The organism is Xanthomonas sp. NCPPB 3583 (assembly GCF_041475715.2).
Lineage (GTDB): Bacteria > Pseudomonadota > Gammaproteobacteria > Xanthomonadales > Xanthomonadaceae > Xanthomonas > Xanthomonas euvesicatoria.
In genome coordinates this window covers 789874-802319 of sequence record NZ_CM191263.1, presented here as the reverse complement: position 1 = coordinate 802319, position 12446 = coordinate 789874, and the positions used below count along the sequence as shown (strand labels likewise).

10 protein-coding genes are annotated in these 12446 nt (G+C 65.8%); 2 read left to right on the top strand and 8 right to left on the bottom strand.

Annotation, left to right across the window (positions count from 1 at the left end; all coding sequences use genetic code 11):
* Positions 1-39: 39 nt before the first annotated feature.
* Positions 40-783: a sulfite exporter TauE/SafE family protein gene (locus ACCQ07_RS03490; protein WP_014089333.1), complete on the top strand. Its 744-nt coding sequence runs from the start codon at positions 40-42 to the stop codon at positions 781-783.
* A gap of 84 nt (positions 784-867) precedes the next feature.
* Here the strand turns inward: ACCQ07_RS03490 and ACCQ07_RS03485 are convergent, their stop codons facing one another.
* The 5 genes from ACCQ07_RS03485 to ACCQ07_RS03465 form a co-directional block, all read right to left on the bottom strand.
* On the bottom strand, positions 868-3027 hold the full coding sequence (locus ACCQ07_RS03485) for a carboxy terminal-processing peptidase (protein WP_008577900.1): 2160 nt from the start codon (positions 3025-3027) through the stop codon (positions 868-870).
* Between the two features lie 399 nt (positions 3028-3426).
* Positions 3427-4440, bottom strand: a complete 1014-nt coding sequence (lipA, locus tag ACCQ07_RS03480) for a lipoyl synthase (protein WP_372363794.1) — start codon at positions 4438-4440, stop codon at positions 3427-3429.
* 14 nt (positions 4441-4454) lie between these two features.
* Positions 4455-5153 (bottom strand): lipoyl(octanoyl) transferase LipB, encoded by a 699-nt coding sequence (lipB, locus tag ACCQ07_RS03475; RefSeq protein WP_372363793.1) that lies wholly within the window; start codon positions 5151-5153, stop codon positions 4455-4457.
* Positions 5141-5419: a YbeD family protein gene (locus ACCQ07_RS03470; protein WP_008577897.1), complete on the bottom strand. Its 279-nt coding sequence runs from the start codon at positions 5417-5419 to the stop codon at positions 5141-5143. The genes lipB and ACCQ07_RS03470 overlap by 13 nt, the downstream gene beginning before the upstream one ends.
* 126 nt (positions 5420-5545) lie before the next feature.
* Positions 5546-6529 (bottom strand): CsgG/HfaB family protein, encoded by a 984-nt coding sequence (locus ACCQ07_RS03465; RefSeq protein WP_014089329.1) that lies wholly within the window; start codon positions 6527-6529, stop codon positions 5546-5548.
* A 308-nt stretch (positions 6530-6837) separates the two neighbouring features.
* Here ACCQ07_RS03465 and ACCQ07_RS03460 point away from each other — a divergent pair, with 308 nt between their 5' ends.
* Positions 6838-7899 carry a lipid A deacylase LpxR family protein gene (locus ACCQ07_RS03460; RefSeq protein ID WP_008577896.1) on the top strand — a complete coding sequence of 354 codons (1062 nt, stop codon included), beginning with the start codon at positions 6838-6840 and terminating at the stop codon, positions 7897-7899.
* Positions 7900-8065: 166 nt separating this feature from the next.
* Here the strand turns inward: ACCQ07_RS03460 and ACCQ07_RS03455 are convergent, their stop codons facing one another.
* The 3 genes from ACCQ07_RS03455 to mltB form a co-directional block, all read right to left on the bottom strand.
* Positions 8066-9271, bottom strand: coding sequence for a D-alanyl-D-alanine carboxypeptidase family protein (locus ACCQ07_RS03455; protein ID WP_003482723.1), 1206 nt, complete (start codon positions 9269-9271; stop codon positions 8066-8068).
* Positions 9272-9713: 442 nt separating this feature from the next.
* Positions 9714-11126 carry a septal ring lytic transglycosylase RlpA family protein gene (locus ACCQ07_RS03450; protein ID WP_046932245.1) on the bottom strand — a complete coding sequence of 471 codons (1413 nt, stop codon included), beginning with the start codon at positions 11124-11126 and terminating at the stop codon, positions 9714-9716.
* Entirely contained in the window at positions 11123-12271 is a 1149-nt protein-coding gene (gene mltB, locus ACCQ07_RS03445) for a lytic murein transglycosylase B (RefSeq protein ID WP_011346339.1), read from the bottom strand. The genes ACCQ07_RS03450 and mltB overlap by 4 nt, the downstream gene beginning before the upstream one ends.
* Positions 12272-12446: the final 175 nt, after the last annotated feature.

The following is a 12446-nucleotide window of genomic DNA, read 5'->3' as shown; positions in this document are numbered from 1 at the left end:
AGCTTGCCGGGCACCGCCCCCGCGCCGATGCTGCTCCCCATGAATGAAGACGTCTCGCAGCTGATCATGGTTGTCGCGGTATTCCTGTTGGCTGGCGCGGTCAAAGGCGTGGCCGGCATGGGGCTGCCAACGGTGGCAATGGGGTTGCTGGGGCTGTGGCTTCCGCCCAGCCAGGCCGCCGCGCTGCTGGTGCTGCCTTCGTTGGTGACGAATCTGCAACAGGCCTGGGGGCCAGCTGCGACCGAGCTGTTGCGGCGTCTGTGGCCGGTGCTGGCCATGGTGGTGGCGGGCACCTGGTTGAGCGCCGGGTTGATGATTGGCGGTCATCCGCGTTACCTGCGCGGCGCACTTGGGGTCCTGCTGGTTGCCTATGCCCTGTTGGGGCTTGCCCGCCGGCAATGGACCCTGCCGCCACGTCACGAGCGCTGGGGCAGCCCGCTGATCGGCCTGGTCGGTGGCCTGCTCAATGGCGCCACCGGCGTGCTGGTCCTCCCGGTGGTGCCGTACCTCTCTGCACTGGGCCTGCCACGCGAGGTGTTGATCCGCGCACTGGCCGCGTGCTTCGGCACGGCAACGCTTGCGCTGGCCATCGCACTGGTCTGGCACGGTGGCGTGCCGCTCTCGGCCGGCCTGCCATCGCTGCTGGCGTTGCTGCCCACCGCGCTGGGAGTGTGGGCCGGTACGAAGCTGCGACGCCGCATCTCTGCCGAGGCATTCCGCCGGATATTTTTCGGCACCTTGCTGCTGCTCGGCCTGCAGGCCTGCTGGCAGGCCATCGCCTAAGACGCTGCCAGCGGCAACACTACTGTCCAAATGAAAACGCCACCGGCAAGCGGTGGCGCCCATGCATTGAATCGGCAGCCCGGCTCAGTCTGCCCAACGTCCCGGTGCGGTCGACTTCGGCAGCACCTGCGCCGACAACGGCTTGTCCTGCGACAGCAAGCCCAGCGCATCGGCCAGGATGGCCGCCGACTCATGCAGCAGCGGATCCGGACGCTTTTCGGCGGCCTTTTCGCGTGCAGTGTCCTTGACGATGTCGCGCTCGTTACCGGTCAGGCCGTCGTCGCTGTCTTCGGCAAGCGGATCCAGCGGCAGGCCGAGTTGCTTGCGAATCTGCTGGCGATCCTTGCGTTGCTGATCCTGCTTCTGTCGCTCGGCAACGCGCTCGGCCTCATTCAACGAAATGTACTTCTTGGCCTTTTCATCGCGGAACTGCTTGACGTCTTCTTCCCACCACTGGAATTCCTTGTCGGTGGCGATGCGCGTAGTGTGCAGAGCCTGCAACTTGGGCAGCAGCGGTGCGAAGTTGCCGTACTGGGTGTGCGGCGCAGCGGCGATACGCGTCCACGGCAATGCATTGTCGTAGGTGCTCTCACCGAACTCGGTGGCATCCACGCTGGCCGGAAAGGCGATATCCGGCACCACACCCTTGTGCTGGGTGCTGGAGCCGCTGACGCGGAAGAACTGCGCGATCGTCAACTTGACCTGCCCATACCGCTGTCCTTCGGCAGCAGGCCAGCGATCCAGGTCGACGATGTTCTGCACGGTGCCCTTGCCGAAACTGGTTTCGCCGATCACCAGACCACGACCGTAGTCCTGGATGGCGCCGGCAAAGATCTCCGATGCCGACGCCGAGCCACGGTTGATCAAGACAGCCAGCGGACCGTCCCAGGCGACCTTGGGGTCGCTGTCACCGTTGACGGTGACGCGGCCGCCGGATTCGCGGACCTGCACGACCGGCCCCTGCTCGATGAACAAGCCGGTCAGTTCGATCGCCTCGTCGAGCGACCCACCGCCGTTGTTGCGCAAGTCGAGCACCACGCCATCGACCTTGTCGGTCTTGAAGCCGGCCAGCAGCTTGGCGACGTCGCGCGTGGCCGAGGCGTAGTCGGTTGCGTTGCGGCGACGGCCTTCGAAATCCTGGTAGAAGCCCGGCAGCTTGATGATGCCGATACGGCGCTGCGGCTCGCTGCCGGTGGCCGGCAAGGTGATGGTTTCGCCCTTGGCAGCCTGCTCGGCCAGACGCACCTTCTGACGGGTCAGGGTCACCGTGCGGTGCTTGCCGTCGATGCCCGACTCGGCCGGGATGTACTCCAGGCGCACCTGGGTATCCTTGCTGCCGCGAATCTTGGCCACCACGTCATCGATGCGCCAGCCGATCACATCTTCGATCGCGCCATTCTTGGACTGCCCAACGCCAACGATGCGATCGCCCGGCTTGAGCGTGCCATCCACCGCCGCCGGACCGCCCGGGATCACCTCGCGGATCACCACCATGTCGTCCTGCTTCTGCAGCTGCGCGCCAATGCCTTCCAGCGACAGTGACATCTGCTGGTTGAACGTTTCGGCAGTGCGCGGGGTGAAGTAATCGGTATGCGGGTCGACGGCATTGGTATAGGCGTTGACGAAGAACTGGAACACATCTTCGCCCTTGAGCTGCTTGACCGAATCGGCCAGTGCCACATACCGCTTGTCCAGCGTCTTGCGAATGTCGTCGGGCTTCTTGCCGGCCAGTTTCAGGCGCAGCCAATCGTTCATCACCGACTGGCGCCACAGCACGTCCAACTGCTTGTCGTCTGCAGCCCACGGCACGTCCTTGCGGTCGTACTCGAACTTGTCGTTCCCGCTGAAATCGAAGTCCTGCTTGAGCAGGTCGCGCGCGTACTTGACCCGTTGATCGACGCGCTTCTTGTAGACCGAGAACACCTGGAACGCCGGCTCCAGGTTGCCGCCGCGCAACGCGTCGCCCACGCCGGCCTGGAGCGGCGCGAAGCTGTCGATATCGGCCTGGGTGAAGAACTGTTTGCCGCCATCCAGCGTTTCCAGGTAGCGCTTGAACACGTCCTTGGACATCGCCTCGTCCAGCGTGCGCGGCCGGTAGGCATAGCGGCTGTCGGAGAGCAGGCCGTAGACGAGTTTGGTGGCCGTCGCCTGGTCGGGCGTGGCAGCGGCGGGCAGCGCAGTATCGGCGCGCGCAAGCAAGGCCATCGGAGTGGTCAACACCAGCGCCAGCAGGCCGGCCTTCATGCACGAAGAAACGTTGTAGGTCATCGAATGGCTCTCGGCACGAGGCCGACGAAAGAAGGGCGGTGAACGGATCAGACAGCATGACAGTGCCGAAAGTTGCTGGCGTTGTCATCCGCTGGCTGAATCAGCCTAGCGCCGGGCCTGTAGCGGATTGTGAACGAGACCGTACCTTGCGGCTGCGCGCCGCATGGGCCAGAGACGACACAGCCCCGCGCGATGCACGGGGCTGTCGTTGATTGGCATCGCGATGTGGCCGGCCGTAGCACGTCGCCACTGGTCGATCAGTGGCCTACCGACAACACGCAGGACCGGCCTGCATCGACGCACCCGCACCGCGGGGCTGGTTCAGACATCGATCGCACACGGGCAGCGGCAGTCGCCCGATTGCCTGTTACCGACTCAGGCGGCGACGCCAGCGCCTGCAGCCTGCCGATCGGCGTGGTACGAAGAACGCACCATCGGGCCGGAGGCGACATGACTGAAGCCCAGCGCGTTGCCGTAGTCTTCCAGCGCCTTGTATTCCTCCGGCGCCCAGTAACGCATCACCGGATGATGGTGCGGCGTGGGCTGCAGATACTGGCCGATGGTGATCATGTCCACATCGTGCGCGCGCAGGTCGCGTAGCGTGGCCTGCACCTGCTCCATCGTTTCGCCCAGGCCCAGCATGATGCCGGACTTGGTGGCGATGGACGGATGCTGCGCCTTGAAGCGCTGCAACAGCGTCAGCGACCATTGGTAGTCCGCGCCGGGGCGCACGTTCGGGTACAGGTCCGGCACGGTTTCGATATTGTGGTTGAACACGTCCGGCGGGCTCAGCGCCAGGATCTCCAGCGCGCGGTCCATGCGACCCTTGCCGCGGAAATCCGGGGTCAGGATTTCGATACGCGTGTTGGGCGAACTGGCCCGGATGGCCGAAATGCAGTCGACGAAATGCTGGGCGCCACCGTCGCGCAGGTCGTCGCGGTCCACGCTGGTTACCACCACGTACTTCAGGCCCATGTCGGCAACGGTGGCGGCCAGGCTGGCCGGCTCGCTCGCGTCGGGCGGCTTGGGCCGGCCATGCGCCACGTCGCAGAACGAGCAGCGCCGCGTGCAGACCTCGCCCAGGATCATGAAGGTCGCGGTGCCGTGGCTGAAGCACTCGTGGATGTTCGGGCAGCTGGCTTCTTCGCACACCGTGACCAGGCGGTTTTCGCGCAGCTTGGCCTTGAGGTTCTGTACCGCATTGCCGGAGGGAATCCGCACCCGGATCCACGACGGCTTGCGCAGCACCGGCGCGTCGACGAACTGCACCGGCGAGCGGTTGATCTTGTCGCCACCGATCTGCTTGACGCCGGTCTGCAGGGACGCAGGCGCGGCGTGCTCGCCGGAAACGACCTGCAAGGGGATGGAGCGGGCGGGAGGCTGGGTCATGGCAGTCGGGGCACTCAGGCCGGAAGCGAAAGGTCGGGCAATGCGGACGTCGGCTGCAGGACGAGGCCAAACTGGCGGGCCAGTTGGGCGAGCAGCACGGTCTTGACGGCATCCATCCCGGACGGACCACCCAAGTCTAGCACCGAGGTCACCTGCAGGCCCTGATAGCCGCAGGGATTGATGCGGCGGAAGGGCTCCAGGTCCATCGCCACATTGAACGACAGGCCGTGGAAGGTGCAACCGCGCCGCACGCGGATACCGAGCGCGGCGATCTTGGCGTCGCCGACATACACCCCCGGCGCCCCCTCGCGACGCTGGGCCAGGATGTTCCACTCCTCCAGCGTATCGATCAGCGCCTGCTCGATCTTGCACACGTAATCGCGCACACCGATCTTCAGCCGGCGCAGATCCAGCAACGGGTAAACGACCAATTGGCCCGGGCCGTGATAGGTGACCTGCCCGCCGCGATCGACCTGCAGCACCGGAATCTCGCCCGGGGCCAGCACATGCTCGGGTTTGCCGGCCTGGCCCAACGTAAACACCGGCGCATGCTCGACCACCCAGACCTCATCGGCCGTGTGTTCGCCACGCGCATCGGTGAAACGCTGCATTGCACGCCACACAGGCGCGTAATTCTGCTGGCCGAGGTCGCGTAATTGCGCAGGCAGGCCAGCCGTAGAGCTGCTCACGGGCTCGGCCGCTACAGCGTCCACTTCACTTCCGGATGATCGCGCAGCGCCTGATGTGCGGCCTCGAACTGCTCGCGGCTTTCGGCACGGAAGCCAATCTTGACCGAGACATACTTTCCGCTGGAAGAATGCTTCCAGCTCACGCTCTCCTGCAGCAGCTCCACGCCGGTGGCAGCAAGCAGGCGCGGAAGCTCGGTTTCCAGTCCGCGCTCGGCCGTGCCCATGGCGCTGAGCTCGAAGGTGCCGGGAAACTGAAAACCGTGATCGGGGTTGTCGGTGCTGATATCCATCCGCCCATTATCGGGCCGACGATGGGCAAACCCAAGCCCGCCCCGCGCGGAATGGGACAGCGGAGCCGCGCGGCCCCGCTGCGTTACGCCAGCGCCGTCACGCCTGGCGCCGATTGCATCCGCGGCTTACTTGGACAGTTCCAACATGGCCGAGGAGACCCAGCCACGGTTGCCCATCTCGTCCTCGACTTCCCACATGACGCCTTCCTTGGTCCCGGTGGGGTAGAGCATCATGCCTGGCTCCAGCGTGCGCACGGCCGCACCCGTGCCCTTGGCATTGGCCAGCAGACGCCCTGCACGCGTGACCGTGACCGCCTGCTGCGTGTTCGATGCCGCCGCATTGCCGGACAGCCCGCCGAGCTGGCTGACGATGTCGGTGTAGGCCTGCAGATATGCCAGCGTGATCACCTGGCCGATCTCGGTATTGGCGTAACCGCCCGCACCGGCCGCGCCGTAGTCGCCGCCGCTGAAGACGTTGCCACGCGCGCCCCAGCCCAAATCGGTCTTCTTGGCGTTACCTTCAGCCATGGCGACCTGTTCGGAAGAACGCACATCGGTGATGGTCAGCACCACGTCAGCGGTCTTCTTGCTGAGGTTCAGGCCTCCGACCAGGTTGCCGGCATTGCCGCCCACCAGGCCGCCCAACATGCCGGCAATGGCGCTGCCGCCGGCATTGTGGTTCTGCGAAATGAGGTCCGGCGTCATCACATAATCGGCCGCGCGGATCTGGCCCTTGCCCATGTTGGACCGGGCACGCAGATCGCCATTGGCCGCCATATCGCGCTCGCGCTGCGAGGCCGCCATGCCGGCGCCGCGATCCACCAGGGTGAAGCAGCGCGACTTGTTGACGAACACCTTGATCAACTTGGAAGGCGCCGGCAGCTGCTGGCCCGACCACCAGTTGACCGCGTCTTCCGGCTCGATGACCGACAGGCTACCCAGCGACTTGGTGCAGGTCGGGATCTGCGCCACACCCTCCTTGCGCTGATCTTGCGCGGAGCCCTTGAAGGCGTCCTTGAACCCGGCCGACGCCGGCGCGCTAACGCTGGCCAATGCAATACCCAGCACGCTGGACAGCAGCGCTGCGCCCACAGAAATCGTCTTGCTCATGTTACTCCCCTAAACACCTGCGCTGCCGTTGGCAAACGCGATCCGTTGGTAATGAATTGGCCTGCAAAGGCCGCCGTTCCTTGGGGCTGGTTCCCCCGCGGCGGATCATATGCTATCGGCGCCAGCTTTTCATGGCAGCAGCGCTTGCCTGCTGCCTAGGGCTGTCACTGCCACACAGACATCGCACACGGCTGTGTTCGACGGCTGCTACAGCTCGCTTTAGCCGCGGCAAATGACGCGCGCGTTCACACGGCGCAACAGAAGACGCAGGCATTTTTCCGATTCCAGCCCTCCTCCCCAGGTCCTCCATGCTCCGACCGCGCGCGTTGTCTGCTGCCTTGCTGCTTTCTCTCTCCGGGCTGTCGTTGCCGGCCCTGGCGGCGGATCAGTGCGATTCCAGCCGTCTTGGGCGCACGCCGCCTGCGGTGAACTTCCGTGTCGATAACGACTTGTTCGGCGGCGAGGATCAGGACCAGGGGTATTCCAACGGCGCGGTACTGACATTGGTGTCGCCGAACCTGGTCGATTACACCGACGACCCGTGCCTGCCGCGGACTGCGCGGTGGGTCAACAGCTATCTGGAGCGGCTGCACCCGGGCGAGTTCGACCAGCAGAACATGGTGTTTTCCATCGGCCAGGCGATCTTCACCCCGACCGATTACACCCGCCGCGACGTCATCCCGGACGACCGCCCCTATGCCGGCATCCTGCTGGCGAGCTTCGGCTACAACGCGCGTAACGATGCGCACCTGCGCACCACGCAGTTGCAGGTCGGCGTTGTCGGCCCGTGGGCGCTTGCGAAGGAAGCGCAGGATGCGATCCACGATGCACTCGGGGACGAGAAATTCCAGGGCTGGGACAACCAGCTGCACAACGAACCGCTGATCAACCTGGTGCACGAGCGCATGCATCGCTGGCCCGCCGATGCCAGCGGCAATGCCGGTGGGTTCGGCTGGGATTTCATTTCGCATTGGGGCGGCGCGGTCGGCAACATGGCCACGCACTTGAATGCAGGCGGCGAGGCGCGCTTCGGCTGGAAACTGCCGGACGACTTCGGCAGCACCCCGACCCGCCCCGCGGGCGAAAACACCGCCCCCAGCCGGCTCGGGCGCGCCAGCGGCTGGTCCGGCCACCTGTTCGTCACCACCGACGCGCGCTGGGTGATCCGCGACATCACCCTGGACGGCAACACCTTCCGCAACAGCCACAGCGTGGACAAGCGCCCGTTCGTCGGCGATGTGGGCTACGGCCTGGCAGTGATGTACGGCCGCTGGAAATTCGCCCTCGCCCGCTACCACCGTACCCGCGAATTCGACACCCAGCGCGAAACGCCGGTGTATGGCAGTTTTACGATTAGCCGGATGCTTTGACGGCTGGGATTCGGGATTCGGGATTGGGGATTCGCAAGAGCGGGCCAGCGGGATTTGGAAGAGCAGCGCGGGGCTTCGCCGCTGCCCTCGCTTTTTCGAATCCCCAATCCCCAATCCCCAATCCCGCAAACAAAAAAGCCGGCGAAAGCCGGCTTTTTTGTTTGGATCACTCCGATTCCCACCACATCCAGAACGCATCCCAGAGGCGCTTGAAGAATCCGCCCTCTTCGACCGCGTTGATGGCGACCAGCGGGGCCTGGGCGATGACCTTGCCGTCCAGGCTGACCTTCACGGTGCCAACCTGCTGCCCCTGCTTGATCGGTGCCTGCAGGTTCTTGGGCACTTCCATGCTGGGCTTGAGATCGTTGTAGCGGCCGCGCTGCAGGCTGACCAGCAGCGGCTGTGCCACGCCGAGCTGCACTTCATCCTGCTGACCCTTCCAGACCTTCTGCTTGGTGACGACCTTGCCGGGCGCATACAGGCTGTGGGTTTCGAAGAAGCGGAAGCCCCAGTTGAGCAGCGCCAGGCTATCGGTGGCGCGCTGTTCTTCGGAGCTGTCGCCCATCACCACCGCGATCAGGCGCTGATCGCCGCGCTTGGCCGAGCTCAGCAGGCAGTAGCCGGCTTCGGAAGTGTGACCGGTCTTGATGCCGTCCACCGCCGGGTCGCGCCACAGCAGCCGGTTACGGTTGCTCTGCTTGATGGTGCCGACCTGGAATTCCTTGATCTTGTTGTAGGCGTAGGTCTCCGGGTAATCGCGCACCATCGCGCGGCCCAGCAGGGCCAGGTCGTAGGCGGTGGAGTGATGCCCTTCGGCGCTCAGTCCGTGCGCGTTGACGAAGTACGAATCCTTCATGCCGATCTTGGCGGCGTAGCTGTTCATCAGCGAGGCGAAGGCTTCTTCGCTGCCGGCCACGTGCTCGGCCAGCGCGATGGCGGCATCGTTGCCGGACTGGATCGCCATGCCCTTTTCCATGTCTTCCAGACGCGCCGTCTGGTTGACCGGGAAGCCGCTGTAGCTGCCGTCGGTGCCCGCGCCGCCTTCGCGCCAGGCGCGTTCGCTCATCATGACCTGGTCGTCGCGCTTGACCTTGCCGTTCTTGATCTCGGCGGCGACCACGTAGGAGGTCATCACCTTGGTGATGCTGGCCGGCGCCAGCTGCTGGTGGATGTTTTCACCGGCCAGCACCTGCCCGGTGGCGTAGTCCATCAGGATCCAGGACTTGGACACGGCCGGTGCGGGCGCCGGCGGCACCGGCAAGGCGGCCGGGGCGGCAGCCACGGCAGGAGTCGGCTGCGGCGCAGGTGTCTGGGCGCAGACCAGGCCGAAGGCGAACGTGGCCACGGCAGCGGCGGCGAAGCGGAATTTCATTGAAGAACGACTCCTGACGGGCCCGAAAGCCGGGCAATGCGAAATTGTAAGGCGCCGCGGCGATCAGGGCGACGCGTTGCGCGATGCGTGCGCTTGCGCAGTTCAGCGATGGCAGCCAGGCGCACGGACGCTTGCGGTGCCCGAGGCGAACTGCCGAATGCGGCGACACGCACACGTGCGGCATTGCTTGCAGCGCATTCGACGGGCGACGCTGGTGCGCAGGCGTGAGCTGGAGGCAGAGGACGCGAAGGATTTGACGTGCGCGACGTGCATATCGAAGCCGACCTTGGCCGCATCCGCCTCGCAGATGCGCAATGCAGATGCGCAATGTTTACCCGCTGACCGGGTGGGCTCAGCCGTTCCCGATAATGCCACTGCAGCCAGCGCGCAAGCACGGATGCGCTCACGCCCGATCGGCGTCGCAGTGGCCCACCCAGGCGCGCTAATTGACCACGATCTGCGGGCGACCGAACCCGAGGCCGGCGATGCGCTGGGCAATCTCCGACGCATTTGCATGGTCGCGTGCATTCACGCGTAGCCGCCACAGCGTGCGCCCGCCACTTACGATGTCGCTGACGCTGGCGCCGGCAATCCCCGCCGAAGCCAGTTGCGACAGTGCGCGATTGGCGTTTTCGCGGCTGGCGAAACTGGCGACCTGCAGCAGGATGTCGCCGAGCGCAGCTTCGGCCACGCTGGGCGCCTTGGCGGGCGCTGGGTCGGCCTTGAGCGGGCGCGAGGCAGTGCTTTCGGACGGCTTGACCGCCGCAACCGCCACTGGCGGCGCCGCGGCGGGCACGGCGGCGGACGCTGACGGGGCCGGTCGCGGGGCCGCAGCAGCCGGCTTGCCGGTGGCCACACGCACGCCCTGCGCCTTCATCCAGGCATCGAAGTTGTCGGCATTGCCGGGTTGGCGCGAATCGGCGACGCGGTAGCGCCAACGCTCGCCGGCCGCAGTGACCGGTGCACCGGCAGTGGGTGCAGCGGCAGTTGTGGCAACCGCGGTGGCGGTACCGGTGGCGACCGCACGCGGCGGCACGGTGCGGGTGGGCAAGCGCTGCACCAGGCCATCGATCTGGCTGGCGCCGGCAGCCGGCCGCGCCGCGGCAACGGCGGTATTCACCGGTGTCTGGCCACTGCGGCGCTTGGCGAGCAGATTGCCGTTGTCGGCTTCGGTCAGGCCGCGGACTTCGACATTGCCGGTGCCCTTGCCGGTGATGCCCAACTTCACCGCCGCGGCGTAGCTCAGATCGATCACCCGGCCGTCGTGGAAGGGGCCGCGGTCGTTGACGCGCACCACCACCGACTGGCCGGTGTCGGTGTTGGTCACCAGCGCAAAGCTGGGCAGCGGCAAGGTCTTGTGCGCGGCGGTGAAGGCGTACATGTCGTACACCTCCTTGTTGGAGGTCAGCCGGCCATGGAACTTGTTGCCGTAGTACGAGGCGGTGCCGCGTTCGACATAGTCGCCGGGGTTGTCCATCACCACATAGCGCTTGCCCAGCACTTCGTACGGCGAACGATTGCCCACCGCCGAGCGCGGCTCGTTGGTCACCAGCGGCTCGGGGATGCAGGCCACATTGGGCACATGATCGGGCGTGGAGTCTTTCACGCCGGGCTTGTACAAGCCGCCGGCGGTGTAGTCGCCGCGCGTGGACGGATCTTCCTTTGCGGGCGCATACGGCGAGGTGGACGGGCAACCGGTGGCGACATACGCCGGGCCCTTGCCTTCGACCTTCACACCCTTGATCGCGCCGCTGCCGGTGCCGCCGGCGGTCTTCTTCGGTGCGCTGCTACAGGCCGCCAGGCCGAGCATCAGCGCCATCGGGATCAGCCACTTGGGGCCTGCAATGTTGTTCATGCCGGGGGTAACTCCTTGCCGGCGATGGCCTCGGACAGCTGGAACACGGCCATCGCATACATCTTGGAAATGTTGTAGCGGGTGATCGCGTAAAAGTTCTGGAAGCCCAGCCAGTACTGCTTGCCGTTGGCGTCGTCCAGGCTGATCGGGGTAGCGGTGCTGCCGGCCACCACCGGTGCGCTCGGGTGATAGCCGCGCGCCGACAGGTCGGACAGCGTGTACACCGGCGACCAGTCGGTGGGATTGAATTCTTCGTGCCCGGCGGCCAGCGTGGCCGGTACCGCGACCTGCCCGCCACGCACCCAGCCGCCCTTCTTGACGAAGTAATTGGCGATCGAGGCGAATACGTCGTTGTAGTCGGTGAACAGATTACGCTTGCCGTCGGCATCGCCATCCACGCCGAACTGGCGATAGCTGGACGGCATGAACTGGCCCATGCCCATTGCGCCGGCATAGCTGCCGATCAGGGTGCTGACGTCGAGTTGCTCTTCCTTGCCGAGCGCGAACAACTGGGCGAGTTCGTCGCGGAAAAACAGTTCGCGGCGCACTTCGCGTTCGAGCTTGGCCGGGTCGCCGCTGCGCGGATAGCGGAACGCCAGCGTGTACAGCGCGTCCAGCACGCGGTATTTGCCGGCGTTGCTGCCGTAGCTGGTTTCCACCCCGATGATGGCCACGATCACCTGCGCGGGCACACCGGTGGCGGCTTCGACCTTGCTCAGCTCGGCGCGATGTTCGGCGAGAAACTTGCGGCCGCCATCGATGCGCGCCTGGGTGATGAACATCGGCCGGTATTCGTTCCACGGCTTGACCCGTTCGGCCGGGCGCGACATCGCAGTGACAATGGCGTCCTTGAATTGCGCCTGCGCCAGCACCGCTTCGATCTGCGCGGCATCGATGCCGTACCTGGCCGAGGTGTCGCGCACGAAGTTGGCGCGGGCGATCTCGAACGGCACCGGAGTCAGGTCGACTGGCGGAAGCGCGGGCGCCTCGGCGGCGGCGCTGGCCGGCGGTGCTGATGCCGATGGCGCAAGCGGCGGCTTGGCCGGCGGCGCGCTGGCAGCCGGTGGCGGCGACGGAGGACTAGGCTGGGTCGCGCAGGCGACAAGGCCGAGGGTGAGCAGGCAGGTCAGGGTGCGTCGAATCATCGGCCGAGGGTAACAGACATCAGATGAACTTCTGGCAATAAGGCCATGAAAACGAAGAACTTTGGCCAATGTCAAGACTCTCCGCAGCATGCCGCCTCCGTCAGAGCGAACCGGCCAGTGGTCCGCGGCGGGCGCTGAAGGGCGCTTCCCAAGGCCTGCGGCTGGCGGTGGTGGC

What these genes read in the sequence shown, in the direction of transcription:
- ACCQ07_RS03490 (WP_014089333.1), top strand. Translation starts at nt 40, where the DNA reads ATGAATGAAGACGTCTCGCAGCTGATCATGGTTGTCGCGGTATTCCTG.
- ACCQ07_RS03485 (WP_008577900.1), bottom strand. Translation starts at nt 3,027, where the DNA reads ATGAAGGCCGGCCTGCTGGCGCTGGTGTTGACCACTCCGATGGCCTTG.
- lipA (WP_372363794.1), bottom strand. Translation starts at nt 4,440, where the DNA reads ATGACCCAGCCTCCCGCCCGCTCCATCCCCTTGCAGGTCGTTTCCGGC.
- ACCQ07_RS03470 (WP_008577897.1), bottom strand. Translation starts at nt 5,419, where the DNA reads ATGGATATCAGCACCGACAACCCCGATCACGGTTTTCAGTTTCCCGGC.
- ACCQ07_RS03465 (WP_014089329.1), bottom strand. Translation starts at nt 6,529, where the DNA reads ATGAGCAAGACGATTTCTGTGGGCGCAGCGCTGCTGTCCAGCGTGCTG.
- ACCQ07_RS03460 (WP_008577896.1), top strand. Translation starts at nt 6,838, where the DNA reads ATGCTCCGACCGCGCGCGTTGTCTGCTGCCTTGCTGCTTTCTCTCTCC.
- ACCQ07_RS03455 (WP_003482723.1), bottom strand. Translation starts at nt 9,271, where the DNA reads ATGAAATTCCGCTTCGCCGCCGCTGCCGTGGCCACGTTCGCCTTCGGC.
- ACCQ07_RS03450 (WP_046932245.1), bottom strand. Translation starts at nt 11,126, where the DNA reads ATGAACAACATTGCAGGCCCCAAGTGGCTGATCCCGATGGCGCTGATG.
- mltB (WP_011346339.1), bottom strand. Translation starts at nt 12,271, where the DNA reads ATGATTCGACGCACCCTGACCTGCCTGCTCACCCTCGGCCTTGTCGCC.